Origin of the sequence: Motilibacter rhizosphaerae (genome assembly GCF_004216915.1) — a bacterium.
GTDB lineage: Bacteria > Actinomycetota > Actinomycetes > Motilibacterales > Motilibacteraceae > Motilibacter > Motilibacter rhizosphaerae.
Genome location: NZ_SGXD01000004.1, coordinates 1 through 26,083, shown reverse-complemented (window position 1 = coordinate 26,083; position 26,083 = coordinate 1). Strand labels below are relative to the sequence as shown.

The 26,083-nt window shown below is 74.1% G+C and carries 23 protein-coding genes and 1 pseudogene; 16 read left to right on the top strand and 8 right to left on the bottom strand.

What is annotated here, in order from left to right; genetic code table 11:
* The first annotated feature begins 65 nt into the window (after nt 1-65).
* The 6 genes from EV189_RS15175 (at nt 66) to EV189_RS15150 (ending at nt 6,513) form a co-directional block, all read left to right on the top strand.
* Nucleotides 66-1,031 carry a PDR/VanB family oxidoreductase gene (locus EV189_RS15175; protein ID WP_130494107.1) on the top strand — a complete coding sequence of 322 codons (966 nt, stop codon included), beginning with the start codon at nt 66-68 and terminating at the stop codon, nt 1,029-1,031.
* A complete protein-coding gene (locus EV189_RS15170) occupies nt 1,028-1,990 on the top strand; it encodes a methylenetetrahydrofolate reductase C-terminal domain-containing protein (protein WP_130493846.1) in 963 nt (320 codons plus the stop codon). Before EV189_RS15175 ends, EV189_RS15170 begins: the two co-directional genes overlap by 4 nt.
* Nucleotides 1,987-3,231 (top strand): amidohydrolase family protein, encoded by a 1,245-nt coding sequence (locus EV189_RS15165; RefSeq protein WP_130493845.1) that lies wholly within the window; start codon nt 1,987-1,989, stop codon nt 3,229-3,231. The genes EV189_RS15170 and EV189_RS15165 overlap by 4 nt, the downstream gene beginning before the upstream one ends.
* A 74-nt stretch (nt 3,232-3,305) precedes the next feature.
* The gene (locus EV189_RS15160; protein ID WP_130493844.1) at nt 3,306-4,079 is read left to right on the top strand and encodes an ABC transporter ATP-binding protein; all 774 of its coding nucleotides are present in this window, start codon (nt 3,306-3,308) and stop codon (nt 4,077-4,079) included.
* A gap of 32 nt (nt 4,080-4,111) precedes the next feature.
* The gene (locus EV189_RS15155) at nt 4,112-4,981 is read left to right on the top strand and encodes an ABC transporter permease (RefSeq protein WP_130493843.1); all 870 of its coding nucleotides are present in this window, start codon (nt 4,112-4,114) and stop codon (nt 4,979-4,981) included.
* Between the two features lie 260 nt (nt 4,982-5,241).
* A complete protein-coding gene (locus EV189_RS15150) occupies nt 5,242-6,513 on the top strand; it encodes a hypothetical protein (protein ID WP_231116439.1) in 1,272 nt (423 codons plus the stop codon).
* 69 nt (nt 6,514-6,582) lie between these two features.
* Here EV189_RS15150 and EV189_RS15145 read toward each other — a convergent pair whose 3' ends face one another.
* From EV189_RS15145 to EV189_RS15135, 3 genes are all read right to left on the bottom strand, one after another.
* Complete coding sequence (locus EV189_RS15145; RefSeq protein ID WP_231116438.1) at nt 6,583-7,944, bottom strand: amidohydrolase family protein; 1,362 nt, start codon at nt 7,942-7,944, stop codon at nt 6,583-6,585.
* Nucleotides 7,941-9,020, bottom strand: coding sequence for an aromatic ring-hydroxylating oxygenase subunit alpha (locus EV189_RS15140; protein WP_130493842.1), 1,080 nt, complete (start codon nt 9,018-9,020; stop codon nt 7,941-7,943). Before EV189_RS15140 ends, EV189_RS15145 begins: the two co-directional genes overlap by 4 nt.
* A 92-nt stretch (nt 9,021-9,112) precedes the next feature.
* Nucleotides 9,113-10,438 carry an amidohydrolase family protein gene (locus EV189_RS15135; RefSeq protein WP_130493841.1) on the bottom strand — a complete coding sequence of 442 codons (1,326 nt, stop codon included), beginning with the start codon at nt 10,436-10,438 and terminating at the stop codon, nt 9,113-9,115.
* Between the two features lie 93 nt (nt 10,439-10,531).
* On the opposite strand from EV189_RS15135, the gene EV189_RS15130 reads away from it, so the two are divergent.
* Nucleotides 10,532-11,308: a creatininase family protein gene (locus EV189_RS15130; RefSeq protein WP_231116436.1), complete on the top strand. Its 777-nt coding sequence runs from the start codon at nt 10,532-10,534 to the stop codon at nt 11,306-11,308.
* A 10-nt stretch (nt 11,309-11,318) separates the two neighbouring features.
* Here EV189_RS15130 and EV189_RS15125 read toward each other — a convergent pair whose 3' ends face one another.
* Entirely contained in the window at nt 11,319-12,581 is a 1,263-nt protein-coding gene (locus EV189_RS15125) for an FAD-binding oxidoreductase (protein ID WP_407938150.1), read from the bottom strand.
* Between EV189_RS15125 and EV189_RS21170 the strand changes: the two are divergent.
* A pseudogene (locus tag EV189_RS21170) lies at nt 12,531-12,722 on the top strand (hypothetical protein); the annotation flags it as partial. The gene EV189_RS15125 and the pseudogene EV189_RS21170 overlap by 51 nt on opposite strands.
* Before the next feature lie 79 nt (nt 12,723-12,801).
* Here EV189_RS21170 and EV189_RS20475 read toward each other — a convergent pair.
* Entirely contained in the window at nt 12,802-13,239 is a 438-nt protein-coding gene (locus EV189_RS20475; RefSeq protein WP_196788582.1) for a VOC family protein, read from the bottom strand.
* A gap of 184 nt (nt 13,240-13,423) precedes the next feature.
* Between EV189_RS20475 and EV189_RS15115 the strand changes: the two genes are divergently transcribed.
* Genes EV189_RS15115 through EV189_RS15105 form a run of 3 tightly spaced genes read left to right on the top strand, consistent with a single transcriptional unit; the run spans nt 13,424 to nt 18,589 of the window.
* Nucleotides 13,424-14,395 (top strand): ABC transporter ATP-binding protein, encoded by a 972-nt coding sequence (locus tag EV189_RS15115; protein ID WP_130493838.1) that lies wholly within the window; start codon nt 13,424-13,426, stop codon nt 14,393-14,395.
* Nucleotides 14,392-15,750 carry an ABC transporter permease gene (locus EV189_RS15110; protein WP_130493837.1) on the top strand — a complete coding sequence of 453 codons (1,359 nt, stop codon included), beginning with the start codon at nt 14,392-14,394 and terminating at the stop codon, nt 15,748-15,750. Before EV189_RS15115 ends, EV189_RS15110 begins: the two co-directional genes overlap by 4 nt.
* A 25-nt stretch (nt 15,751-15,775) precedes the next feature.
* Nucleotides 15,776-18,589: an alkaline phosphatase family protein gene (locus tag EV189_RS15105; RefSeq protein ID WP_130493836.1), complete on the top strand. Its 2,814-nt coding sequence runs from the start codon at nt 15,776-15,778 to the stop codon at nt 18,587-18,589.
* 78 nt (nt 18,590-18,667) lie between these two features.
* Here EV189_RS15105 and EV189_RS15100 read toward each other — a convergent pair whose 3' ends face one another.
* Nucleotides 18,668-19,612, bottom strand: a complete 945-nt coding sequence (locus tag EV189_RS15100) for an alpha/beta hydrolase (protein WP_130493835.1) — start codon at nt 19,610-19,612, stop codon at nt 18,668-18,670.
* A gap of 116 nt (nt 19,613-19,728) precedes the next feature.
* Here EV189_RS15100 and EV189_RS15095 point away from each other — a divergent pair, with 116 nt between their 5' ends.
* Genes EV189_RS15095 through EV189_RS15085 form a run of 3 tightly spaced genes read left to right on the top strand, consistent with a single transcriptional unit; the run spans nt 19,729 to nt 22,347 of the window.
* A complete protein-coding gene (locus EV189_RS15095; RefSeq protein ID WP_130493834.1) occupies nt 19,729-20,352 on the top strand; it encodes a hypothetical protein in 624 nt (207 codons plus the stop codon).
* A 32-nt stretch (nt 20,353-20,384) separates the two neighbouring features.
* Entirely contained in the window at nt 20,385-21,542 is a 1,158-nt protein-coding gene (locus EV189_RS15090; RefSeq protein ID WP_130493833.1) for a hypothetical protein, read from the top strand.
* Between the two features lie 37 nt (nt 21,543-21,579).
* Nucleotides 21,580-22,347: an alpha/beta hydrolase family protein gene (locus EV189_RS15085; RefSeq protein ID WP_130493832.1), complete on the top strand. Its 768-nt coding sequence runs from the start codon at nt 21,580-21,582 to the stop codon at nt 22,345-22,347.
* Nucleotides 22,348-22,361: 14 nt separating this feature from the next.
* Here the strand turns inward: EV189_RS15085 and EV189_RS15080 are convergent, their stop codons facing one another.
* Nucleotides 22,362-23,042, bottom strand: a complete 681-nt coding sequence (locus EV189_RS15080) for an aspartate/glutamate racemase family protein (protein ID WP_130493831.1) — start codon at nt 23,040-23,042, stop codon at nt 22,362-22,364.
* An 81-nt stretch (nt 23,043-23,123) separates the two neighbouring features.
* Here EV189_RS15080 and EV189_RS15075 point away from each other — a divergent pair, with 81 nt between their 5' ends.
* Both EV189_RS15075 and EV189_RS15070 read left to right on the top strand, forming a co-directional pair.
* The gene (locus EV189_RS15075; protein ID WP_130493830.1) at nt 23,124-23,999 is read left to right on the top strand and encodes a LysR family transcriptional regulator; all 876 of its coding nucleotides are present in this window, start codon (nt 23,124-23,126) and stop codon (nt 23,997-23,999) included.
* 88 nt (nt 24,000-24,087) lie between these two features.
* Nucleotides 24,088-25,686 (top strand): peroxidase family protein, encoded by a 1,599-nt coding sequence (locus EV189_RS15070; protein ID WP_130493829.1) that lies wholly within the window; start codon nt 24,088-24,090, stop codon nt 25,684-25,686.
* Nucleotides 25,687-25,739: 53 nt separating this feature from the next.
* Here EV189_RS15070 and EV189_RS20770 read toward each other — a convergent pair.
* Nucleotides 25,740-26,083 (bottom strand): HNH endonuclease signature motif containing protein (locus EV189_RS20770; RefSeq protein ID WP_231116435.1); only part of this gene is annotated, 344 nt, incomplete at its 5' end.

The window sequence follows — 26,083 nt, the reverse complement described above, 5'->3', positions numbered from 1 at the left end:
GACGGCTCGTTAAACCGCTGTGTCCACGGCAGTGTCGCGGCCCTCGCGGAGGCAGCATGGCGGTGATGAGCTTCTTCTCCGACGTCGAGCGCGATCTCGTGGTCGACGCGCGCACCGAGCTCGCGCAGGGCGTCGTGGCGCTGGACCTGGTGGCCCACAACGGGCGCGACCTGCCGGCCTGGACGCCCGGCTCGCACGTCGACGTCGTCCTCGCGCCGGGCACCGAGCGGCAGTACTCACTGTGCGGCAACGAGGACGACCGCTCGCGGTGGCGCATCGCCGTCCTGCGCGAGGACGCGGGACGTGGCGGCTCCCTCGCCCTGCACGACGATGTCCGCGTCGGCCAGCGGCTGCGCGTCCGCGGGCCGCGCAACCACTTCGGCTTCACCGCGGCGGCAGGGACGGCGTACCGCTTCGTCGCCGGCGGCATCGGCATCACCCCGCTGCGCGCGATGGTCCTCCGCGCCCACGCGGCGGGCGCCGAGTGGACCCTCGACTACGCCGGGCGCTCGCGGGCCACGATGGCGTTCGCCGGGGAGCTCGCCACCGCGTACCCGGAGCGGGTGCGGCTGCACCCCGCCGACGAGGGCCGACGGCTCGACCTCGACGCGCTGCTCGGCGAGCCGCAGCCCGGCACCGAGGTGTACGCGTGCGGCCCTGCCCGGCTCGTGGACGCCGTCGAGCAGCGGATGGCCGGCTGGCCCGCGACGGCGCTGCACGTGGAGCGCTTCACTGCCAAGGAGTTCGGCGAGCCGGTCTGGCCGGGACCGTTCGAGGTGGAGCTGGCGCTGACCGGTGCGACGGTCACGGTCGAGCCCGGTGAGTCCGTGCTCGAGGCCGCGCTCGCCGCCGGCGCCGTCGTGCTGTCCTCCTGCCGCGTCGGGACCTGCGGTACGTGCGAGACCCCCGTGCTGGAGGGCGACGTCGAGCACCGCGACTCCGTGCTCACCCTTGCCGAGCAGGCCGACAGCGCCGTGATGATGGTCTGCGTCTCCCGCTCCGCCGGGCCGCGGCTGGTGCTGGACCTGTGAGTGCCACCACGGTCTCCGAGTGCCCCAAGCGCATGGTCCACGGTCCGTGCGGCGGCGTCGCCGGTGACGGTACGTGCGAGATCGGCCCCTTCCCCTGCCCCTTCGTCGGTCGCGCGGTCGTCCCCTGGTCCGGGCCTCCCACGCCGCACACCTCCGAGCCCCCGCTGCTCGCCCTGCTGCGCCAGCGCCCCGTCGTCATCGCCGACCTCCCCGCGCCGCCGCTCTCGCGCAGCGGGCTGGAGCGCAGCGCCGACGCGCTCGCCGGCGCCGTCGACGCCGTTCTGCTCGGGGACGCGCCCACCGCCCGCGTCCAGCTGCCGCCCGCGCACCGGGCGGCGGTGGTGCAGTCGCGCGGCGTCGCCGCCTGGGCGGGGCTCACCTGCCGCGACCGCAACCGCGTGGCGCTCGAGGGCGAGCTCGCCGCTCTCGCGGACGTGGGCGCCGCCGCCGTGCACTGCGTGACGGGCGACCACACGCGTACCGGCGACCGCCCGGACGCTGCTCCGGTCTTCGACCTCGACTCGACCCGGCTCGCCGCCGTCGCCGCGCAGACGGGGCTGCTGGTCTCGGTGGCCGAGTCGGCCGCCGCACCTCCCCGCGAGCAGCGGGCGGAGCGCCTCGCGGAGAAGGTACGCGCCGGTGCCGCAGTCTGCTTCGTCAACCTCTGCGACGGGCCGGCCGCCGTCGGCGAGTTCGTGGCCGCCGCCACCGACGCCGGCGCGCACGTGCCGTTCGTCGCCTGCCTCGCCGTCGCGTTCGACGCGGGCTCAGCCGCTGCGCTGCAGCGGTTCCCCGGGTCCGTGCGGCCGGCGTACGGCGTGGCGGAGGCGGTGCGGCTCGCCGAGGCGTACCTCGACGTGCCGGGGGTCCGCGGCGTCGACCTGACCGCGGTCCCGGCGCCGGGTCGTGAGCTGGAGACGGCCGGTGCGCTGGCCGAGATCGGGAGGGCGCTGCGATGAGCCTGCTGCTGAGGTCCGCGACCGACATCGACGGCGCGACCGTCGACGTCCGCATCACCGGGGACGTGGTCGAGGCCGTCGCGCCGCTGCTGCCCGAGGCGCCGGGCGACGAGGTGCTCGACCTGGGCGGGCACCTGCTTCTCCCGGCACCCGCCGAGCCCCACGCCCACCTGGACAAGGCGCTCACGAGCCACCGCGCACCGAACCGCACCGGCGACCTCGCGGGGGCGATCGAGGCCATCAGGGCCATCGCCCCGGGCTTCACGCACGACGACCTCGTCGAGCGCGCGACGAGGGCGGCGTACGAGTACCTCGCCAACGGCACGACGGCGATCCGCACGCACGCCGACCTCGGCGCGCACACGGGGCTGCGGCACGTCCGCGCCCTGCTGGAGGTCCGCGACACCCTCGCCGGCGTGGTCGACCTCCAGGTGGTGGCCCTCGTGTCCGCGCCCTGGACGCCCGAGGAGGCGGCGGCCACGACCCGAGCGCTGGCCGAGGCGGTCGAGCTCGGCGTGGACGTCGTCGGGGGAGTGCCGCACATCTGGGGCGACCGCAGCGCCGGGCTCGAGCTCTCCTTCGCCGCGGCCGCGCGCGCCGGTTTCCCGCTCGACCTGCACACCGACGAGACGCTGGACCCGACGGCCCAGGGGCTGCGCGAGCTGGCGGAGCGCGTGCTCGCCACGGGGTTCGCCCACGGCGCCACCGCGAGCCACTGCGTGAGCCTCGGCATCCACGGCCTCGACGTGGCGCGGGCGACGGCCGCCGCAGTCGCACGGGCGGGGGTGGGCGTCGTGACGCTGCCGCAGACCAACCTCTACCTCCAGGGCCGTGAGGTGCCGGTCGGGGCGCCGCGCGGGCTGACCGCCGTCCGCGCTCTCCTGGACGCGGGGGTGGTCGTGGGCGCGGGGGGCGACAACCTGCGCGACCCGTTCAACCCCATGGGACGCGCAGACGCCTGCGAGGCCGCGTCCCTGCTCGTGACTGCGGGGCACTGCTCGACCCGCGAGGCCTGGCTGGCCGTGAGCGCTGGCGCCCGTGCGGTCATGGGGCTGCCGGTGCCGGCGGTGCGCGAGGGGTCGGTGGCGCGGTTCCTCGCGGTCGAGGCCGAGAGCCTCGACGCGGCGGTGGCGGGAGCCGGGAGCGCGCGCGTCGCGGTCGTGGGGGAGCGCGTCGCCGCCAGCACCCGACGCGTCGTCAGGTGGGGAGCGCCCGCGTTCACCGCTCGCTCACGCCCCTGAAACAGGAGGGACCGATGGTGGCAAGTGCCCCTACGGCCGCGGCACCCGCGGTCGCGACCAGACCGGAGCTGCCGATGACCGTCCTCGCCTCCCCTGCCCCCGGGACCGCGGTGGGCAAGCAGGTGCTGCGCTTCCAGGACGTCGCCAAGACCTTCCCCGACGGGACCGTCGCCCTGGAGGGCGTCGACCTGGAGGTGCGCCGCGGCGACTTCGTCACGGTCGTCGGCCCGTCGGGGTGCGGCAAGAGCACCCTGCTGCGCATCGCCTCCGGCCTCTCGCCTGCCAGCTCGGGCGTCAGCGAGGTGGCGGCGGAGCGCATCGGCTACGTCTTCCAGGACGCCACGCTGCTGCCCTGGCGCAGCGTCACGAAGAACGTCCAGCTGCTCGCCGAGCTGCACGGCATGCCGAAGGCGGAGATCGAGACCGCGACCCGCGACGCCATCGAGCTCGTCGGCCTCGCGGGCCACGAGCGCAAGCTGCCGCGGGCGCTGTCCGGCGGCATGCGGATGCGCGCCTCGCTCGCCCGCTCGCTCACGCTGGACCCGGACCTCTTCCTCTTCGACGAGCCGTTCGGTGCCCTGGACGAGATCACCCGCGAGCGGCTGAACGACGAGCTGCTGCGGCTGTTCGAGGCCAAGGGCTTCGGGGCGCTGTTCATCACCCACTCGGTCAGCGAGGCGGTCTACCTCTCCACCCGCGTGCTCGTCATGTCCGGGCGCCCCGGGCGGATCGTCGACTCCTTCGACGTGCCGTTCGGGCGCGACCGCACCCCGGACATCCGCTTCACCCCCGAGTTCGGCGCGCTCGCCGGCAAGGTCTCCCACGCCCTGCGTGAGGGGCACTCGTGAGCACCGTCGAGCACGTCGCACAGGAGGGCACCATGACCGCCACGATCCCCGCGCCCACCGCGCCGCTGGCCGACCCTGCGGTGGTGGTCGCCGCTCCCGCAGGCACACGGAGGCGCCGCTCGCCGCAGAACCTCGTGCTGCCGCTGGCGTTCCTGGGGGTGCTGCTCGGGGCGTGGTACGCCGTCACCTACCTCGTCCTCGCCGAGGACCAGCGCTTCCTGCTCCCGGCACCGCACGTCATCGTCACGGACGCGCTGCTGGACAGCGGTTCCATGAGCATGATCGGCCAGTCGCTCTGGCGCACCATCGTGGTGACCTTCGTCGGGCTCGCCCTCGCGATCGTCGTCGGCATGGTCTGGGCGGTCGCGATGAGCCAGGCGCGGTGGGTCGAGCGCACGCTGTTCCCGTACGCGGTGGCGCTCCAGTGCATCCCGATCCTCGCCCTCGTCCCCCTGCTGGGCTTCTGGTTCGGCTTCGGGTTCTGGCCGCGCGTCATCGTCTGCGTGATGATCGCGCTGTTCCCGATCGTCTCCAACACGCTGTTCGGCCTTCAGTCGGTCGACCGCGGCATGCACGAGCTGTTCACGCTGCACGGCGCCAGCCGGCTGACCCGCCTGCTCAAGCTGGAGTTCCCCGCTGCCCTCCCGGCGATCTTCGCGGGCTTCCGCATCTCCGCCGGCCTCTCCGTCGTCGGTGCCATCGTCGGCGACCTCTTCTTCCGGCAGGGGGACCCGGGCCTGGGGATCCTGCTCGACAACTTCCGCTCCCGCCTGCAGGGCCCGCAGCTGTTCGCGACGATCCTCGTCGCTTCCGGGCTGGGCATCGCGGTCTTCGCACTCTTCGGGTGGATCGCGAAGCTGGCCGTGGGGCGCTGGTACGACCAGTCCCGCGACGTGGTCTGACCGCTCCGGCGCGACCACGGGACGTCCGAGGTCTTGAGGGCGAGGGGTTTTCGGCCCCTGTGTCCGAGTCGTGACCGATGGTCGACGGCGTTCACCGCGGGGAGACCCGGGGGAAACAGGACCGGCCGAAGGTGGACACGCGGGCTCGAGTGCCGCACGGCACTCGTTGCCCCGTACCACCTTCTGGGCCTTGCACCGTCGCGAGCCCGGGAGCGTCGCCCCGGTCCGTGGGGCGTCGTTGGACTCCCGAAGGAGAAAGCGTGCGCAAGACTCGCAGCACCATCGGCCCGGTCGCCGCTCTTGCAGCGGTCGGGCTCACCCTCGCCGGCTGCGGCGGGAGCAGCACGAGCTCGACCGCCAGCTCGGTGAGCACCCCGGCTGCCGCGTCCAGCGGCGGCGCGAGCGGTGCGGCCGGCAGTGCAGCCCCGGCGGCCGACGGCTCCGCGGCCGGCAGTGCCGCCGCCAGCGGTCCGAGCACCGCGGCGAAGGACCTCAAGGCGGCGGGTTGCCCGTCCACCGTCGTCATCCAGACCGACTGGAACCCCGAGTCCGAGCACGGTGGCGCCTACCAGCTGCTGGGCAGCGACTACTCGATCAACTCGGGGAAGAAGTCGGTGTCCGGTCCGCTGGTCGACGCGAGCGGCGCCGACACCGGCGTGAAGGTGGAGATCCGCGCCGGCGGCCCGGCGATCGGCTTCCAGCAGGTGACCGCCCAGATGTACTCCGACAAGTCGATCACCCTCGGCTACGTCGGCACCGACGAGGCGATCCAGAACTCCGCCAAGCACCCGACCGTCGCGGTCCTCGCGCCGCTGGAGATCTCCCCGCAGATGGTGATGTGGGACCCGAAGACCTACCCCGACGTCAAGGGGATCCCGGACCTGACCGCGAAGGGCGTGACGACGCGGGTGTTCTCCGGCTCGGCCTGGGTGTCCGCGCTCGAGGGCAAGGGCGTGCTGAAGTCCAACCTCGTGGACGGGTCGTACGACGGCACCCCCGCGGCGTTCGTCGCCGCCGGTGGCAAGAAGGCGCAGCAGGGCTTCGCCTCCGCCGAGCCGTACATCTACCAGCACGAGGTCTCCGCGTGGGGCAAGCCGGTCAAGTACCAGCTGACCTACGACGTGGGCTACCAGCCCTACGCGTCGGCGATCGCGGTGCGCAGCAGCGAGGTCTCGTCGATGTCGGGTTGCCTCAAGGTGCTCGTCCCGATCATGCAGCAGGCGGACGTCGACTACCTGAAGGACCCGTCGCGCACCAACGCCCTCGTCCTCAAGCTCGTGGGCAAGTACAACAACGGCTGGGTCTACTCCAAGGGCGTCGCTGACTACTCGGTCCAGACGCAGAAGCAGCTCGGGCTCGTGGGCAACGGCCCGGACTCGACCCACGGGAACTTCGACGACGCCCGCGTGCAGAAGCTCATCGACCTCGTGACGCCGGTCTTCACCGCGCAGAAGACGGCGCCGAAGGCAGGGCTGAAGCCGTCGGACGTCGAGACCAACGAGTTCATCGACTCCTCGATCTCCGCGGGCTGACCGCCGCACGACGAGCAGCGCCGGCCCCCTCCGGGGGGCCGGCGCTGTCCGCTGTCGTGGTGAGCCGGCTCAGGCACGGACCCCCTGCAGCCGGCCGAGGCGCTCGTGCAGCTGGCTCTCGACCTCGTCGGCCTGCGGGTCGCAGAGGGCCACGCCCTCGGCGACGAGCCGTCCGCCCGACCACACCTGGCGCAGGTTGCGCAGCGAGCACGCCAGGACGTACGTGCCGTACGCGTCCCACACGGGCCCGGTGTCCGGGCGGCGCGGGTCCACGACGAGGAAGTCGGCGAAGCGGCCCACGCGCAGGCTGCCCACCTCGCGGTCGATGCCGAGGACCTCGGCGGACCCGCGCGTGTGCAGCTCGAGCACGTCGCGCACCGGCAGCGCAGCGGGGTCGTGGTAGGTCGCGCGGACGAGGGACAGCGCGGTGCGCATGTTGGCGAACGGGTCGCTGACGTCGGTGCAGGACTGGTCGTCGAGCCCGATGCCGACGCGCATCCCCAGCTCGCGGATGCGCGGGATGCTGGCGACCCCCGACGCGAGCCGCCCGTTGCTCATCGGCTGCCAGCTCATGCCGCACCCCGCCGCCGCGGCCTCGACGAGGATCTCGTCGGTGGTCTGGATGAAGTGGCCGAAGACCAGGTCCGGGCCGAGCGCACCCGCCTCGCGGTACCACGCGAACTTCGCCTGCTGCAGCGAGATCTCGTGCGGCGTCTCGAGGAAGTGCGGCTGGTTCAGCAGTCCGTGCCGCCGCATCGCCGCGACCTCCAGCGTCGCGGCGTCGGGGGACTCCGCCCACTGCACGGTGCCGCTGAGGGCCACTCCGAGGAGGAGCGAGCGGTCCACGTCGGTGGCGAGGCTGACGACGTCATCGAGGTGGGCCAGGGCTGCGGCGTGGTCGACCGCGCCCTGTCCCAGCATGACGCTGTGGACGCTGCGCAGCCCCGCGTCGACCTTGCCGCGCAGCTGCGCGTGCTGGAAGACGGCGTCCGGGAGGCTCGCGGCGTACCGCGCGACGCCGTCGGACTCCTTCTCGAAGCTCAGCCCCGCGCTGGTGAAGTCGAAGGCCGTGGTGATGCCGTTGCGCAGGAAGTCCTGCGCACCGTGGCGGGTCATCCAGTAGATGTCCTCGTCGACCGCGCCCGCGAGGGGTGCCGTCATCGCCTCGATCCAGCCGTACAACGACTGGTCCATGCCCAGCCCGCGGCAGCCCGAGGTGAACAGGTGGCTGTGCGACGAGACGAAGCCCGGGCCGATGATCGTGCCGCTCGCGTCGAGCACCTGCTCGGCGACGAGGCCCTCCGGGGGCTCTCCGGGCTCGAGGGCACTGATCCGGCCGTCGTCCCCGACGGTGAACCAGCCGACGAAGGGGTCAGGGCGAGATGGGTCGACCGTCAGCAGGACGGCACCGTGGACCAGCAGCCGCGTCACGCGCCGACCCCCGGCGTCCAGCGCCCGGTGACGAGCTCGGCGTAGAGGCGGCGCAGCAGCAGGCTCGCCCGGTCGGCCTTCGCGTGCGCGTTGAGCCGTGGCGCCAGCGGGAACCCGGCGGGCAGCCGGTCCAGCAGCGTGGCGTCCTCCTGCTCGACGACGTCGTCGAAGGCCAGGATGTCGGCGGCCGGTCGCTCCGCCTCGGAGTCCGTCCGCAGCACGGTCTGCAGGATGACGCAGTGCTCGTCGTCGACCGGGGTGATGGCCTTGAGCATGACGTGCTGCAGGCCGTCGGGGTAGGTGATGTGCAGGTGCATGAAGAACGGCAGGTGCACCTGGGCCACCGTGGAGCGGACCGTGGCGCCGACCTCGCCCGGCCGCGACTCGACCGGGACCTCGTTGCGGGTGAGGAAGCCGTACGCCGTGCGCTCGACGTCGGCCTCGGTCAGCTCGGCGTTGTCCGGGTTGCCGAAGGTCGCCCGGTGGACGAACGCGACGTGCCCGGGGTCGACGTTGTTCTCGACCAGGTGCATGGCCGTGCAGGCGAAGTCCCACTGCCGCTCGGGCACCACGCGCCAGCCGGGCGCGGCGTACTGCGGCACCGGGGGGATGTCGGCGACGGGCCCGCCCTCCGCGTCGTCCGCGAGGCAGACCCACACCATGCCGTAGCGCTCCTGCGCCCGGACCATGGTGAGCCCGCTCTTCGTCGGGTGCGGCGCGGTCGGGAACTGCGGGATCCGCTGCGTGCGGCCCTCGGCATCCCACTCCCAGCCGTGGTACGGGCAGACGAGGTGGCAGTCCTTCACCCAGCCCATGGAGAGCGGCGCGTCGCGGTGCGCACAGCGGTTCCACGCCGCGCTGACCGCGGAGCCGGGCTCGGGACGCCAGAGCACCAGCTCCTGCCCGAGGACCGTGCGCTCCACCGGCCCGTCAGCGACGTCGTCGGTGAAGCAGACGGCGTACCAGAAGCGGCGGAAGACGGGGTGCTCGGAGAGCACGAGGTGGTCCGGGCCGTGGTGCGTCGTTTCCCTGGCGACGGCTGGTGCCACGTCCGGCTCGGGATCGGTCAGGGTCATCGTGGATCTCCTCCTGCTCGCGCCGGCCGCTCGCGCTCGCCGCGCGGCCTCGGCACCGCGGCAGCGTCCCCCGCCGCGGTGTCGCACGGGTTTCAGCGGCGTTCCGCGAGCAGGTCCGTGAGGGTACGCACCACCTCCTGCTCGTCGCGGGTCTGCAGCACCCCGTCGCGCACGACGACCCGGCCGCCGACGACGACGTGGCGGGGGCGGCGGCCGGGGGAAGCCCAGAGCAGCCCGGCGACGGGGTCCGCGACACCCACGTCGGCGACACCCGTGACGTCCCAGCAGACGAGGTCGGCCCGCCCCCCTGGCTCGAGACGCCCGAGGTCCGGGCGGCCGAGCCCGTCCGCGGAGCCGCGCGTCGCCCACGCCAGCACCTCGCGCGCCGCGACCGGGCGGCCCACGAGCGGGGCCACCTGCATCGCGAGCCGGGCGTCGGCGAGCAGGTGGCCGGCGTCGTTCGAGCCCCCGCCGCTGGTGCCGAGTCCGACCGGGACGCCCGCGTCCGCGAGCGCGGCCATCGGCGCGACGCCCCAGCCCATCGGCAGGTCGCAGCCCGGCGCGTGCGTCGCGCTCGCGCCGGCCGAGGCGACGCGGTCGATCTCGTCCGGCGTCACGCCGCAGAGGTGGGCGAGGGTGACGTCGGGGGCGAGCCAGCCCCACTCCTCGAGCAGCTCGAGCGGGCGGCGCCCGTACCTCGCCGCAGCGACCGCTACGTCGACCTGCTCGTTGGCCTGCGTGCGCCGGCGCAGCCCGTGCGCCCGCGCGACCTCGCCGAGCAGCCGGAAGGTCTGCTCGCTGTCGCTGTGCACGCCCGCCGGCCCGACCGCGACCTGGAGCATGCCGTCGTCGCTCGTGCCGCCGTGCGGGACGAGCCCCGCCACCGCCGCAGCAGAGGAGGCCGCGTCCTCCGGGTCGTCGCGCGCGGTGCCGCGGACGAACACGAGCCGCGCGCCCGTACGCGCCGCCGCCTCCACCGTCGCGCGCGCGATCCCCAGCCCGTCGTCGGGGAGGTGCGCGGGCCACGTGAGGTGGTGGTCGGCGACGGTGGTCACGCCGCAGAGCAGCGCCTCGGCGAGCCCTGCGGAGGCGGCCGCGTGGACGAGCTCGGGGTCAACACCGACCGCCGCGTACCCCGCGGCCATCGTCGGCAGCCACTGCGACATGGGGACCCCGCGGGTCCCGGGCAGCGTGCGGAACGCCGTCTGCAGCAGGTGGTGGTGGGCGTTGACGAGCCCCGGCGTCACCACGCAGCCGGTCGCGTCCAGCACCTCGCCGCCAGGAGCGGCTGCTGCGTCGACGAACCTGCCGTCGTCGCCGCAGACGAGGTCCGCCGGCGCGTCCTCCCCTGCAGGACCGTCATGCGAAGAGTCACCGGTGCAGGTCAGGACGCGCAACGCGCCTCGTACGGTCAGCACGCCCGCACTCTGGCAGCCGGTTGTTCCGGCGCGATGTCGTCCGGAACACCGCTGACATCACCGCGCAACGGCGGGCTCCTAGCGTCGCGCAACGTGCCCCTCCGCCTGCTGACCGAGCTCACCGCACCCGACATCGCCGACCGGCTCGGCCCCGACAGCGTCCTCGTCCTCCCCACCGGCGCGATCGAGCAGCACGGCCCGCACCTGCCGGTCGCCACCGACCTGCTCACGGCGCAGGCGCTGGCCGAGCGGGTCGTCGCCGAGCACGGCGAGGAGCTCGACCTGTGGCTGCTGCCCCCGCTGGCCTACACGAAGTCCAACGAGCACGCCTGGTCCGGCGGGACGTTCTGGCTCTCCGCGGCGACGTTGACCGCGGTCCTCACCGACATCGGCCGCTGCGCGGCGATGACCCCGTCGCGGCGGCTCGCGTTCCTCAACGGGCACGGGGGGAACTCCGCGCTCCTCCAGGTCGCCGCCCGCGACATCCGCCTGGCCACCGGGCTCCGCACGTTCACCCTGCACCCGGCGGTGCCCGCCGACCAGGGCGGCGCGAGCCCCACCGGCGAGCTCGGCATGGGCGTGCACGGCGGGCTGGAGGAGACCTCGCTGATGCTGCACCTGCGCCCCGAGCTCGTCGACATGACGAAGGCCGACCGGTGGGTGCCCGAGCACCTGGACTCCTACCGCCACGTGCGCTTCGGCGGGTCGGTGTCGTTCGGCTGGTCCTCCGCCGACTTCGGCCCCAGCGGGGTCGTCGGAGATGCCCGCGAGGCCACCGCCGAGCGCGGGGCCCAGCGCGCGGCGGCGATGGTCGCGTACCTCGGCGAGGCGTTCGCGGAGGTCGCGCGCTTCGACCCGACGCCGCCCTGAGCAGGTCGCGTCAGCGGCGGGCGGTCGCGGCCCGGGCGCTCGGCGGGGTCAGCCCGCGGGAGGTGAAGAAGCTGTCCCCGAGCTTGCCCGGGTTCAGCAGGCCGTACGGGTCGCACGTCTCCTTGAGCGCGACGACCTGCGAGGTGTCCCCGACGTAGCCGCCCTCCTCGACCACGTAGCTGTGCGGGTTGAGCACGGTCATCCCGAGCGCGCGGCAGAAGCCGAGCAGCTCCTCCAGCGCGTCCTCGTGGTCGGCGAGCCCGACGAGCGGGGTGATGCCGAGCGGGCGCGTCCGCTCCCCGGTGCGCGCGAACTCCACGTGCTGCAGGAAGATCCCGGCGTACCGCTCGCGGACTTCCGCGACCTGGGCGAGGAACTCCGTGCGGTCGCTGGCGTACTCGCACTGCAGCCAGGAGGAGTCCGGCACCGCCTTGCGTGCCCAGAGGATGGTGTGGCTGAAGGGGAACTGGCTGATGTGCGGCTTGACGGTCCACTCGACGGTCCGCCCTCCGGCGGCCTCGACGGCCGCGCGCAGCGCGTCGAGCTGACCGCTGTCGACCAGCACGAGGGCGACGTCCTCGCCGGGCTCGTACAGCGACGAGATCGGCGCCAGCATGGCGGCGCCGACGGCCTCGTGCACCGAGCAGAGGCGGACGTGGATGTCGCCGGAGACGAGGTCGTGCGCGAAGCCGGTGAGCGTCGCGAAGTCCCGGAACGCCACGACGACGGGCGTGTAGTCGTGCGCGGGGACGAGCCGCAGCTCGATGCGGGTGAGCACGCCGATCGTGCCGTAGGTGTGGAGCACCGGCCGGACGTCGTCGCCCTCGAGCCGCACCAGCCGCGGCTCCTCCTCGACGCTGAGCATCTCGACGGCCAGCACGTTGTCGCCCCACAGGTCGCCGTTGGCGGCCGCCCCGATCCCGCCCGACCCGCCGCTGATGAAGCCCGACGCGGTCGAGATCCGGTACGTGCTGGGCATGACCGCCAGCTCCTGGCCCGTCGCGCGGGCGGCGTCCTCGGCGTCCTTCATCACCGTCCCGGGCAGCACGCTGATGCGCCCCGCTGTGACGTCGAGGACGCCGGCGACACCGCGGACGTCGACCACGACCCCGCTGCGCAGCGGCAGCGACTGGCCGTAGTTCCCCGTCCCGGCGCCGCGCAGCGTGAGCGGGACGCGCAGGCGCGCGGCCTCCGCGACGCAGGCCGTCAGCTCCTCGACCGACTGCGGGCGGACGACGGCGTCGACGGTCGTGTCGGCGAGCGCGTTCTCCAGGATCGGCGAGTACCACGAGAAGTCGCGCAGGTACGCGCTCGCCTCCGGCCCACCGGGGAGGACGCGCTCGGCGCCGAGCAGGGCGGAGAAGGACTCTGCGGTGCTCGGCTCGACGGTGCTCGTCTCGGCGGTGCTCGGCTCGACGGTGCTCGTCTCGGCGGTGCTCGGCTCGACGGTGCTCGTCACGGAGGGGCTCCTCGCTGGTCGGGTGTCAGGTCGGTCAGGTCAGGTCGGGGGAGTCGGGCGCGTACGCCACGAGCTGCAGACGCGACCCCGTCGGCTCGGCGAGCAGCGAGCTGCGCGCGCGGGCCGCGAGGAGGTCGAAGGGCGCCCGGATCTCGGTGCAGCCGCTGGCCAGCAGGGCGGCGTGCGCGGCGTCGACGTCGGGGACGCGGTAGGCGACGTGGTCCAGCTCGCCGCGTACGGCGTCGACCTCCATCAGCTCGAGCTTCATCCCGGCGGGATCGGCGAGCATCGCGATCCTCCTGCCGGTGACGACGTGCGTGCCCCAGCGCAGGAGGCGGTGGCCGAGCACCTGGGTGAGGAAGCGCACCCGGGCGTCGATGTCGGCCTCCTCGGTGCCGACGTGGTCGAGCACGGCGCTGCTCAGCAAGGCGTCCGTCGGCAGAGGATCGGTCGGCAGAGGATCGGTCGGCACCCGCCGACGATGACGCCTCGAGGTGTCGGAGCGGGGTCGAGGGCGTTCCCGCCGCGTTGCCCGCCGTCCGCCCGCCCGCGCACCCGGTGGTCCACCGCCGTTCGCCCAGCGTTCGCCTCCGGGTCCCGGACCGGTCACAGCCGGTGCCTACGTTGCCTGAGTCACCTACGACAAAGGGTTGCCGATGCACACGAGTGCCGCAGTACGGGCACGAGGGATCACGACGTCGTTCGGGGACGTGCGCGCCCTCGACGGGGTCGACCTCGACGTCCCGGCCGGCGCCGTCCACGGCCTCGTGGGTCCCAACGGCGCCGGGAAGACGACGCTGCTGGGGCTGCTGCTCGGCCTCGCCGTCCCGGACGCCGGCTCCCTCGAGATCCTCGGTACGCCCGTCGGCCGCACCCTCGCCGTCCCGCCGGGCGTCGCCGGCTTCGTCGACGCCCCCGGGCTCTACCCGACGCTGACCGCTCGGCAGAACCTCCTGGCGCTCGCCGCGCTGCGCGGCTCCCGCCGGGGCGACGCGTCCCGGCAGGCGGCGGACGCGCTCGAGCAGGTGGGGCTCACGGGCGTCGCCGACGACCGCGTACGCGGCTTCTCGCTCGGCATGCGGCAGCGGCTGGGCCTGGCCGCAGCGCTGCTGACACAGCCCCGGCTGCTCGTCCTCGACGAGCCGGCCAACGGGCTCGACCCCTCGGCGAAGCACCACGTCCACGGCGTCCTCACCGGGCTCGCGGAGGCGGGCGTGGCGGTCGTGCTCTCGAGCCACCGCATGGACGACCTCGCGGTGCTCTGCTCGGAGGTGACGATCCTCTCGACCGGCCGGGTCGTCTTCACCGGCCCCGTCGACAAGCTCGCCGCCGAGAGCGGTCAGCTCGACCACCGGGTGCTCACCTCCGACCCGGTCGCGGCCCGCGCGGTCGCGGCCGGCGTCCCCGCCGTCCGCGTGCTGCCGGCCGCGTCGGGGCGCCCGGGGTCGGACGCCCTGGTGGTCCGCGGCGAGGTGGAAGCGCTGGGCCAGCTCGTCGTGCGGCTCGTCGCCGCCGGCGTGGTCGTCCGCGAGTTCGGGCCCGTCGTGCCGCCGCTGGAGGCCGCCTTCCTCGCCCTCACGGCGGGCGACGAGAGAGATCCCGACGGCGCAGAGGAGGAGTCCGCATGAGCGCCACGCTGACGCCCCGGCCGGTCGAGGTCGCCGCTCCCGCGCCGCTCCTGCCGGGCTACCGCTTCGAGCTCGCCAAGCTGGTCTCGCAGTGGCGTGTCCGGATCCTCCTGCTCGCCTGCTGGATGGCGCCGGCGGCGTTCGTCGCGGTGGTGAGCCGGCAGAGCTCCCTCCCGGCGGACACGGTGTTCGGCCGCTGGATGGGGACCACCGGCTGGGCGGGGTCCCTCGTGGTGCTCGGCTTCGCCTGCAGCTGGGTGCTGCCGCTGGTCACCTCGCTCGTCGCCGGCGACGTCTTCGCCACCGAGGACCGGCTCGGGACCTGGCGCCACCTGCTCGTCGCCGTGCGCTCGCCGCGCCGCATCTTCGTGGCGAAGGCGCTCGCCAGCCTCACCGTGGTCCTCGTGGTACTGGTGGGCCTCGCCGCCTCCGGCATGGTCGGCGGTCTCGTGGCCGTCGGGGACCATCCCCTGCCCGGGTTGGACGGGCACCTCCTCGCGCCGGGCGACGCCGCCCGTACGGTGCTGCTCGCCTGGCTCTGCGTGGTCGCGCCGACGCTGGCGTTCGCGGCCGTCGGCCTGCTCGGCTCGGTCGTGCTCGGCCGCTCGCCGATGGGCCTGCTGCTGCCCGCAGTCGTGGCGCTCGCGATGGACCTCGTCCTCGTGCTGCCCGTGCCGGTCGCCGTCCGGCTCGCCCTGCCGAGCGGGACCTTCCTCGCCTGGCGCGGGCTGTTCACCGACCCCGGCGAGACCGGGCCCCTCGTCGTCGGCGTCGCCGTCAGCCTCGGCTGGGCCGCCGTGTGCACGGGGCTCGCCTACCTCCTCTTCCTGCGCCGCGACTTCACCGACCTCGCCTACGACGGCGCCGGCCGCCGGGCTGTCCTCACCGTCGCCGTGCCGCTCGCCGCGCTGCTCGCCCTCACCACCGCGGTGACCGCCGCCACGACGTCCGCGACCGGAGTGACGAAGGGCAAGCTCGAGCACTCGCTCGCGACGTCCTTCGCCCACCTCTACCGGCTGCAGACGCGTGAGCTCGGCCGGCCCGCCGTGACCGAGGAGCAGCTCGCCAGCACGGCGTCCTGCGACAAGGGGGGCAGCCGGGTCGCGGCTCACGGACCCGACGATCACGGACCCGGCAACGACTGGCGCTGCGTCGTCTCCTGGCACCTGCCGGGGGCCACGGCGGTGGGCAGCGCCACGTACCAGCTCGACGCGACCGCAGACGGGCGGTACGTCGCCGACGGGGACGGCCCCAAGGAGGTGAACGGGTTCTTCCAGGTGCGGAGCGCGAGAGGCGACGCACCGAACCCCCTGTGGCAGTTCGACGGGATCGTCGACCTGCTCAGCCGTTCGTAGCAGTTCGAAGAGAGAGAAGCCCCCCATGCAGGTAACGCGACGACACGTCCCGGTCGTCCGTCCCAGCTTCGTCAAGTCCCGCAGGGTCCGCCTGCTGGTCGCCAGCACCGCGGCGCTCGCCGTCGCGGGCAGCGGTGTGGCGTACGGCGCCACCACGATCTTCGACCACAACCAGGTCGGCACCGTGTACGCCAACGGCGAGCAGGTCTCGGCCGACCAGGTTCTCAAGCCCTACGGCGACCGCCTCGTGACGCCCTACGGCAAGTTCATGGCCTCGACGGTCAGCCCGGACGGCCGCTTCCTCGCGGCCACGAGCACCGACCGCTCGGTGTCGCTGCAGATCTTCGACCTCTCGACCTACCAGCTGGTCTGGCGCGCGGGCTCCGCCGCGGGCGTGAACCAGAAGCTGAAGGACAACACGGTCGGCCAGGAGGCTCCCACCTTCTCGCCCGACGGCTCCGTCCTCTGGATGCCGAACGCGACCGGCCTGACGCGCTTCCCGGTGAACGCGGACGGCTCGCTCGGCACCCCGACGACCGTGGCGATCCCCGACGTGGACGGCAAGAACGCCCTCGTCGCCGGCTCGGTCTACTCCGCCGACGGCAAGACCCTCTACGTCGCCGCCAACGGGCAGAACCGCGTGGTGGCGATCGACGCCGCCGCCGGCACGGTGGGCCAGTCCTGGCCCGTCGGCATCGCGCCTCGGCAGATCGCCCTGGTGGGCAGCAAGCTCTACGTCAGCGACGAAGGTGGCCGCCAGGCGACCGCCGGCGACACGACGATGGACTCGTACGGCACTCCGGTCCCCGCGGACGGATACAAGGGCACCTCGACGACCGGCGCGCTCAGCGTCATCGACACCAGCGCGCCCTCTGCGGCCGTGGGATCGATCGCGGTCGGCCTCCACCCGACCGCGATCACGGTCTCGGGCGGCGCGCTGTTCGTGACGAACACCAACGACGACACCGTCTCCGTGGTCAACACGGCCACGGACACCGTCGTGCAGACCATCAACGCGCAGCCCTGGGCGGGTTCGCCCGTCGGCTACCAGCCGAACGGCATCTCGCTCACCAAGGACGGCCACATCCTGGTCACCCTCGGCCGGGCGAACGCGGTCGCGGTCTACAAGTACAACGGCACTCCCCAGGCGCCGGTGGACTTCGTCGGTCTGCTGCCCACCGACTACTACCCGTCCAACGTGACGGAGGTCGGCGGCAAGGTCGTCGTCACCAACACCCGCGGCATCGACGCGCGCGGCCCCGAGCTGACGTTCAAGCAGGGCACCCGCACCCCTGCGGTCACCGGCCACGGCACGCACAGCACGACGGCCTCGCTGACGCGCTTCACGCTGCCCGACGACGCCACGATCGCCAGCGAGACCGCCACGGTCTACACGCAGAACGGCTGGGCGCGCGCGAACCGCGACGTCGAGCGCTCGAAGGGCGGCGACGTCAAGGCCGAGCCGGTCCCGCGCCGCCTCGGGGACCCCTCGACCATCAAGCACGTCTTCCTGCTGGTCAAGGAGAACCGCACCTACGACCAGGTCTACGGCGACATCGCCAAGGGCAACGGTGACGCGAGCCTCGCGCAGTTCGGCCAGCAGGTGACGCCGAACCAGCACGCGCTGGCCAACGCGTTCGGGCTGTACGACAACACCTACGACATCGGCACCAACTCGGCCGAGGGCCACAACTGGCTGATGCAGGGTGACAACCCGGAGTACACCGAGACGAGCGCGGGCGAGTACATCCGCAGCTACGACACCGAGGAGGACGTCCTCGGCCACCAGCGCTCCGGCTTCCTCTGGACCAACGTCCAGGATGCCGGCAACACGGCCAAGAACTACGGCGAGTTCCTCTACACCGAGGGCCGGCCGACCGACGCCGGCGCGACGTGGCAGAACTACTACTGCGCCGCGAAGAGCGTGGACCAGGGCGGCGACCCCTCCCAGCTGTTCACGCCCGACCTCGCGGGCGACTACCACTCGGTCATCCCGTCGCTCGACGCGATCACCAACCACACCTCGCCGCCGTTCGACCTCTCAATCCCGGACCTCTACCGCTACGAGGTCTGGAAGCAGGACTTCGAGAAGAACGGTCCGGCCGCGTTCAACATGATGTGGCTCTCGAGCGACCACACCGGTGGCCCGGCGAGCCCGCGCGCGATGGTGGCGGACGGCGACCTCGCCGTCGGCAAGGTCGTCGACGAGATCTCGCACTCGAAGTACTGGAAGGACTCGGCGATCTTCGTCGTCGAGGACGACAGCCAGGCGGGCGCCGACCACGTCGACGGCCACCGGGCGCCGATCCAGATCATCAGCCCCTGGGCCAAGAAGGGCTACGTCGACAGCACCTTCTACTCCCAGATCACGATGGTGCGCACCATCGAGCAGATCCTCGGTGCCACCCCGCTGAACCAGCGGCTGGCCGCGGCGACGCCGATGTTCAACGCCTTCAAGAAGAAGAAGCCCGACCTCACGCCGTTCGACGCGGTGCCGAACCAGATCCCGCTCACGGAGGACGTGAAGGACGCCCCGGCGTGCGGCAACGACACCCTCGGCACGACCGGCGCCGCGGCGACGCAGGTGAGCAAGGCGTCCGCGTCGCGCACGGCCGTCCCCGCCTCGGCGGCGAGCCTCGCGGCGCAGTGGGAGAAGTGGAAGTCCGCGCAGACGCTCACCGGCAACGGGGCGCGAGCCGACTCCGCCGCTCCCGAGCTGATGAACCGCTACACGTGGTACGCCACGCACGGCTGGACGGTCGCGTACCCCGGCGACAGCAAGGTGTACGCGCCCTCCCAGGTCCCCGGCGGCACCATCCCGTCCGCCGACGGTGACTGACGCTCCCTGAGGGAGCAGCGACGGGCCGCCGGGGGATCCCCGGCGGCCCGTCCGCGTCCCCGGCTGTCCTTCGCACTGCTAGTCGGAGGGCGCGACCTTCCGCACGAACGCGGCGACATCCGCCTCGTACCGCTGGGGTTCTACGTCCCAGGACCTCACGTGGCCCGCGCCGGGCACCCGGACGTACGTCACGAGGTCGGGGCGGTCGCGCGCCAGCCGGTCGCTCGTCGACACGGGCACGGTCTCGTCCGCGGTGCCGTGGAAGAGCAGGACCGGCGCGCGCAGCTCGCGGTCCCGTCGCAGGTAGTCGTAGTCCGCCCAGTCGACCCCGTAGCGCAGCGATGCGATCTCCTCCGCCGTGTCCGTCAGCGCGCCGGGCAGGGAGAGCCCGAGCGGCAGCTTCCGCTGCTGCGCACCGAGCTCGACGCACGCCTCGAGGTCGAGGGCCGGCGCGTCGAGCACCATGCCGGCCACGGGCAGCGGCAGCCCGCCCAGCGCGGCGGCCACGACGATCGCCCCACCCATGCTCGCGCCGACGAGCACGACGGCGCGCGCACCGTGCTGCTGCGCGTACGCCACGGCCGCTCGCAGGTCGCGCTGCTCGGTCCGGCCGTACGCGTACCCGCCGCTGCGCGGCGACCCCGGGTCGTTGCGGTACGCGATGGCGAGCACGGGGAGGCCCGCCGCCGTGAGCGGGCGGACCGTGCGTCGCACGTCGTCGCGCTCCGCGCCCTTGCCGTGCACCTCGATCGCCCAGGTGCTGCTGGTGCCGGGGTAGGACCACGCGGGCTCGGGACCGAGCTCCGAGGCGTACGCCACCTCCTGCGCCGTTCGCGCCCCGGGCGCGGGTGCCGGCGGGACGAGGCGGCTCGCCTGCTGCCGCGGCACCGCGAACGCGCCGGACTCGATCTGCCCCGCGTAGTACCAGCCGCCGGCGCCCCACAGCACGCCGACGGCGAGCACGGCGCCCCCGACGCGCCGACGCCACCGGCGGCGAGGGCGACGGGGCGTGGGCGGAGCCATCCGCGGAGGGTACGCCGTGCTCCCGTCCCAGCCGAGGTATCAGCCGCGCGTCGCCGCGCATCCCCTGCTCGACGTGCACCGCACGGGCAGCCGCTCCTACGGCAGGGGAGACGCACGTGGAGACCACCACCGCGCTCGGCGCCCTCGGCGGGCTGCTCAGCCTCGTCGACCCCGTCCCGTACCTCCGCGACGTCCTCGCCGGGCGCACCCGCCCGCACCGCGGGACGTGGGGGGTCTGGTCCGTGCTCGGAGTCACCGCGGTGGCGGCGCAGGCCGGCGAGCGCTTCGACTGGAGCATCGCGACGCTGGTGGTCCAGGCGGCGACGATCACGGCGACCTTCGTCCTCTCGCTGCGCTGCGGGGTCGGGGGTGCCTCGCGCCGCGAGCTCGCGCTGCTGGGCGTCGCCGGGGCCGGGGTGGCCGCCTGGTTGCTCGCCGCCGACCCGGTGTGGGCCGTGCTGGGCGTCGTGACCGCCGACCTCGCCGGCTGCGTGCTCATGCTGCCGAAGAGCTGGTCGGACCCGTGGTCCGAGACCCCGTCGTCGTACGCGGTGGCGGGGCTCGCCGGCGCCTGCGCCGCGGGAGCGGTGGGGGCGGGTGAGGTGGCGATCGTCTACCCGTCGTACTTCGCGGTGGCGAACCTCGGGCTGGCCGCCGTGCTGCTGGTCCGGCGCGGGGCGGTGGAGCGGGTGGTGGAGCTGCCGGCGGCCCTCGCGACCGAGAGGGTCGCGACCGGATGAACCGGACAGGTGGCGCAGGGGCTCCTGGTGTCGTGAGACTGCGCACCCTCCCTGCCCCGCCCGTCGCGACCGTCCTGCCCGTCGTGACCGTCCTACTGGCCCTGATGGGGCTCACCCTCGCCGCGCCTGCTCGTGCCGCGTCGGGCCCGGCCGTCGGGGAGACCACCCTGTCCGGCCCCGGCCACGCCCTGGTGGGCGCGGAGATCGGCTACCTCACCGCCACCGTGCACCTCAGCTCGCCCACCGGGATCCAGGTCGGCACGACGCCGATGAACCCGGTGCCGATGGTCGACGGCTACCCGCAGTCGACCTGCCCGTGCGTGCAGGTGGTCCGCTCGGCGCCCGCGACGTACCCGCAGAGCTGGGGGTGGCTGCAGGTGCCGCTGGTCCTCACCTCCGGCACGGCGCAGGACGGCGTGTGGACGGCGCGGGCCCCCGTGACCGCGTCCTCGGCTGGGACCTGGCGGCTGACCCGCGTGACCCTCGACGGGGCGGGACAGGCGGTCGACTTCCCCTTCGCCCGCGCACGGCAGCCGAGTGCGAGCGTGACCGGGACCGACCCGGTGGTCCTGTCGGTCACGCCCGTCACGCACCTGCCCGTCCGCGCCGGGGCCAGCGTCCGCTACCGCGTCGCGGCCCGGCTGCGCACCTCGGGTGAGCCCGTCGCGGGGGTTCGGCTCGGCGTGTTCTCCGCCCAGGCGGAGTGCACGGACTACGAGCCCCCCAGCTACGTGCGGACGGGAGCGGACGGCACCGCGACGTGGACCATGTCCGGCCGCAGCCCGGGCAGCGCGATCATCGTGTGGCGTCCGCTGGCCGGCTCGGGAGTGCGCGGCACGATCCCGCCGGGCGAGTCGCTGTGCAGCGAGACCTTCCCCTACACCGCGTCGATGACGGCCGTCCCCGCGCACGCGCGGGTCCGGGCCGGGACCGACGTCGTCGTCACCGGTCGCCTGTCCGCCCTCTGCTACGAAGCAGCTCCCGTGCTGCAGCGGCTCGTGGGGCGGTCGTGGCGGACCGTGAACACCTCCACGACACGGCTGAGCTCGACGGCGTCGACCTCCGGGTGCAGCTACCGCACCGTCGCCACGCCACGGCGCGGCACCTCGACGTACCGGGTCGCGGCGCTGGCGACCCTGACCGGGTTGCGGTCGGCGGTCAGCCCCTCCTTCCGGCTCACCGGACGCTGAGCCGGACGGGGCGGTGACGGGGCCGTAGTGTCCGGGGATGCCCCGAGTGCTGCGCTACGGCGACGACCCGGTCCAGTACGCCGAGCTCAGCCTCCCGACCGGCCCCTCGACGCGCCTGCCCGTCGTCGTCGTCCTGCACGGCGGGTTCTGGAAGGCGGCGTACGGCAGCGAGCTCGGCGCCCCGCTCGCCGAGGACCTCGTGCGGCACGGCGTGGCCGCGTGGAACGTCGAGTACCGCCGGGTCGGAGCGGGCGGTGGCTGGCCGGAGACGCTGCTCGACGTGGCGGCCGCCGTGGACCTCCTCGCGACCGAGGGCCAGGCCGCCGCGGAGGGTCGGCTCGACCTGTCGAAGGTCGTCGCGGTCGGGCACTCCGCCGGCGGCCAGCTCGCGGCCTGGACCGCGGCGCGCGGGCGGCTCCCCGCCGGTGCGCCGGGCTCCCAGCCGCTGGTCCCGCTGGCGGGTGCGGTGTCGCAAGGGGGCGTCCTCGACCTGGCCCGGGCGTACGAGCTGGGGCTCGGGGGAGGGGCGGTCGACCGCCTGCTCGGCGGGAGTCCGGCCGATGTGCCGGAGCGGTACGCGGCGGCCTCCCCGGTCGCCCTCGCGCCCCTCGGCGTCCCGGTCGCCGCCGTCCACGGCCGCGACGACGACGTGGTCCCCGCCGAGCTCAGCGAGCGCTACGTCGCCGCCGCGGGCGACGAGGCCAGGGTCGTGCTCCTGCCCGGGGTGGGGCACTTCGAGCTGATCGACCCCGCGCACGCGGCGTGGGCGGCGTGTCGGGAGGAGGTCCTGCGGCTGACGGGCTGACGCGTACGGGCCGCTCAGCCGAGCGCCGCGTCCACGGCGGCGGTCGCGTGCAGCCGCGCGGACGGCAGCAGGGGGACCGGGCTGTCCTCGGGCCGCAGGAGCAGCTCGAGCTCGGTGCAGCACAGCGCGACGGCGCCTGCCCCGCGGCTCGCCAGGTCGCCCACGACCCGGCGCAGCTGGTCGCGCGTCCCCTCCGACAGCACGCCCCGGCAGAGCTCGTCGAAGATCGCCCGGTCCACCAGTGCGCAGTCCTCGTCCGGCGGCACCAGCACCGTGAGCCCCTGCTGCGCCAGGCGCTCGCGGTAGAACCCCTCGCCCATGGTCGCGGCCGTGCCCAGCAGCCCGATGGTCGAGCAGGGCGCGCTCGCGGCGACGGCGTCGGCGATGTGGAGGAACGGCACGGGCAGCCCGGTCTCGAGCGGCGCCGCGGCCTTGTGCATGTAGTTCGTGCAGAGCAGCACGAGCTCAGCCCCTGCCGCCGCGAGCGCCCGCCCCTCCTGCAGCAGCAGGGCACTGGCGTCGTCCCAGCGGTCCTCCAGCTGCAGCACGCGCACCTCGCGGAAGTCCAGGCTGCGCACGAGCAGGGACGCGCTGGCCAGCCCGCCCTCGCGCTCGCGCACCAGCTCGTTGGCCACGCGGTAGTACAGCGCGGTCGACTCCCAGCTCATCCCGCCCAGCAGCCCGATCGTCCTCATGCCTCGAGGGTGGCCGCTGCGCGAGGGTGCGACAAGACCAGCAGGGTGACGGGGAGGCCCAAGACCTGCTTGGGTGTCCACATGGACCCGCGCCGGCTGCTCGTCTTCCGCGAGGTCGGCCGCGCCGGCTCCCTGGCCGGGGCCGCCCGCGCCCTCGGCTGGACGCAGCCCGCCGTGAGCCAGCAGGTGAAGCGGCTGGAGGAGGAGGCGGGGACCCCGCTCGTCGTGCGGCAGGGGCGAGGTGTCGCCCTCACCGAGGCGGGGCTGGTGCTGCTCCGCCACGCCGAGGGGGTGGCGGACCGGCTCGCCGCGGCCGAGCAGGAGGTCGGGGCGCTGACCGGGCTCGCGACCGGGCTGGTGCGGGTGGCCGCCTTCCCGACCGCGGCCGCCGTGCTGCTGCCGCCCGCCCTCGTCGGGCTGCGCGAGCGCGCGCCGGCGCTGCAGGTGCGCTTCACCGAGCTCGAGCCGCCGGAGGCGGAGGCGGCCGTCCGCGCCGGCGACGCGGACCTCGCGGTCGTCTTCCGCCACGAGCAGGACGACGACGTCGTGCCGGGCGACCTCGTGCGCGAACCGCTGTCGCGGCACGGGGTCCTGGCCGTGGTGCCGGAGGGCAGGGAGCCGCCGCGCGGGCTCGCCGACCTCGCCAACGACCCGTGGATCGCGGGGTGCGTCCGCTGCCGGGCGCACCTGCTGCGCTGCGCACGCCGGGCGGGCTTCACCCCCGACATCCGCCACGCCACCGACGACCACGTCGTCGTGCAGCGCCTCGTGGGGCACGGCCTCGGCGCGGCGCTGCTGCCGGCCTGGGCCCTGCACGCGGGTACGCAGCCCGGCGTCCGCGCCGTGGACCTCCCCGACGTCGACGGGCGGGTCGTCGAGGTGCTCGTGCGGCCGGAGGCGCGGCGCGTACCTGCTGTCGCGGCGGCGCTCGCGGCCCTGCGGGAGGCGGCCGCCTGACCCGCGCACCGGACGGGCACACGGCGTATCACACGACCCGCGGCGACGCTCCTCCCTGCGACTTCCACCGCAGCCGAGGAGAGGCGTCATGGCCACCACACGTCGAGAGTTCCTCACCAGGGCAGGTCTGCTCGGAGCCGCAGGGGCCGTCTCGGGGAGCACGGTCGGCGTCCCCGGCATGGTGGGCACGGCCGCCGCGGCGGGGTGCCCGTACCACGCGAAGCAGCCGCCCCTGTCGGCGACGTTCGGCCGGATCTTCCCCGGGCTGCCGGCGTTCGCCGACGACAGCCCCAGCCTGCGCCAGGCGCTGCTGGAGATCGGTGCGCCGGGCGGCATGCTCGACGCGAAGGACGACCTCTTCGGTCCGGACGGCGGCCCGGTCAAGCTCATCACCGATCCCGCGCTCAGCGCCGTGAACAGGAACAACCCCACGCACACCGCGGGTGTGACGTTCCTCGGGCAGTTCATCGACCACGACCTCACCTTCGACGCGACCTCGAAGCTGGGCGTCGCCGCGGACCCGACGGTGTCGCCCAACGGCCGGACGCCGCGGCTCGACCTCGACTCGGTCTACGGCGGCGGCCCGATGATGCAGGCGGAGCTGTACGACAAGGCCCACCCGGCCAAGCTCCTCCTCGAGAGCGGCGGCCTGTTCGAGGACCTGCCCCGCCGCGCCGACTCCTCGCCGGTCATCGCGGACTTCCGCAACGACACCAACCTCATGATCAGCGGTCTGCACGCGGCGTTCGCGAAGTTCCACAACAACGCCGTCGACACCGTCGCCGGTCCGGGTACGCCGCCGATCGACGCCTTCGTCGAGGCGCGGCGCCTGACGACGTGGCACTACCAGTGGCTGGTGCTGCACCAGTTCCTCCCGCTGGTCGTCGGACAGGCCACGGTCGACGGGGTGCGCGCCAGCTGCGGCCGCAGCTTCCGGCCCGACGTGCAGGCCTTCGTGCCCGTCGAGTGGTCGGGCGCGGCGTTCCGCTTCGGCCACAGCATGGTGCGGCCGTCGTACCGCGCGAACCTCGCCGGCGACGGCGGTCAGCCGTTCTTCGGGCTCATCTTCGACCCGCGCCTCCAGGTCGCGGACGGCGAGCAGCTGACGAGCGAGCCGGACGACCTGCGCGGCGGGTACCGTGCGCCGCGCCGCTTCGTGGGGTGGCAGACGTTCTTCGACTTCGGCGGTGCGTACACGGCCGCCGTGCGCCCCAACAAGCTCATCGACACCGTCCTCTCGACGCCGCTGTTCACGCTGCCGCCGTCCGCGGTCGCCCACCTGCCGGGGGACGTGGGTCCGCTCGCCCTGCCGCAGCGCACGCTGCTGCGCCACCTCACCTGGTCCCTGCCGTCGGGCCAGCGCCTCGCCCGGCGCTTCGAGGTGCCCGTCCTCTCGCGCGGGGACCTGGCGGACGTGGGTGGGTACGGGCACGGGCTCGACACCTCGACGCCGCTGTGGCTCTACATCCTGCGCGAGGCGCAAGTCGTCAACGGTGGGAGGTTCCTCGGCCCCGTCGGCGGTCGCATCGTCGCCGAGGTGCTCATCGGGCTGCTGGAGGCCGATCCCACGAGCTACCTCAACGTGCAGCCCGACTGGCAGCCGACGCTCGGCGCGACCGGCGGGGACTACACGATGGCGCAGTTCCTCACCTTCGCGGGTGTCGACCCGGCGAGCCGCGGCCAGTAGGCACGCTGAGGCAGGCCGACTCGCCGCAGGCGTGGCGGTGCGGCGTGTCGCCATCACCACAAGCCCGTGGTGGTGCCGGGGTTGCGGTCGGTGGCGTGGGTGGCGGGGACGGGTTCTCTGCCGTCGGGTGGTCGCCAGCGGAGGAGTCCGGGTCTTTCTGGGTCGGGTTCGAGCTGCCAGCCGCCTTGGTGGAGGAGGTGGTGGTGTCTGCTGCAGAGCAGGCACATGTTGCTCAGGTGGGTGGGGCCTCCGTCGGACCAGTGGATGACGTGGTGGGCTTGGACGCGGCGGTTGCGGCAGCTGGGGGCGATGCAGCCGCCGTCGCGTACCCAGAGGGCTTTCAGTTGGGCGCGGGTGGCGAGGCGGGTCTCGCGGCCGAGGGCGAGGGGGACGCCGG

Coding starts and splice junctions, on each gene's coding strand:
- EV189_RS15140 (WP_130493842.1), bottom strand. CDS start 9,020: ATGACCCTGACCGATCCCGAGCCGGACGTGGCACCAGCCGTCGCCAGG.
- EV189_RS15085 (WP_130493832.1), top strand. CDS start 21,580: ATGCCCCGAGTGCTGCGCTACGGCGACGACCCGGTCCAGTACGCCGAG.
- EV189_RS15160 (WP_130493844.1), top strand. CDS start 3,306: ATGACCGTCCTCGCCTCCCCTGCCCCCGGGACCGCGGTGGGCAAGCAG.
- EV189_RS15075 (WP_130493830.1), top strand. CDS start 23,124: ATGGACCCGCGCCGGCTGCTCGTCTTCCGCGAGGTCGGCCGCGCCGGC.
- EV189_RS15155 (WP_130493843.1), top strand. CDS start 4,112: ATGACCGCCACGATCCCCGCGCCCACCGCGCCGCTGGCCGACCCTGCG.
- EV189_RS15165 (WP_130493845.1), top strand. CDS start 1,987: ATGAGCCTGCTGCTGAGGTCCGCGACCGACATCGACGGCGCGACCGTC.
- EV189_RS15080 (WP_130493831.1), bottom strand. CDS start 23,042: ATGAGGACGATCGGGCTGCTGGGCGGGATGAGCTGGGAGTCGACCGCG.
- EV189_RS15070 (WP_130493829.1), top strand. CDS start 24,088: ATGGCCACCACACGTCGAGAGTTCCTCACCAGGGCAGGTCTGCTCGGA.
- EV189_RS15175 (WP_130494107.1), top strand. CDS start 66: ATGAGCTTCTTCTCCGACGTCGAGCGCGATCTCGTGGTCGACGCGCGC.
- EV189_RS15100 (WP_130493835.1), bottom strand. CDS start 19,612: ATGGCTCCGCCCACGCCCCGTCGCCCTCGCCGCCGGTGGCGTCGGCGC.
- EV189_RS15115 (WP_130493838.1), top strand. CDS start 13,424: ATGCACACGAGTGCCGCAGTACGGGCACGAGGGATCACGACGTCGTTC.
- EV189_RS15110 (WP_130493837.1), top strand. CDS start 14,392: ATGAGCGCCACGCTGACGCCCCGGCCGGTCGAGGTCGCCGCTCCCGCG.
- EV189_RS15105 (WP_130493836.1), top strand. CDS start 15,776: ATGCAGGTAACGCGACGACACGTCCCGGTCGTCCGTCCCAGCTTCGTC.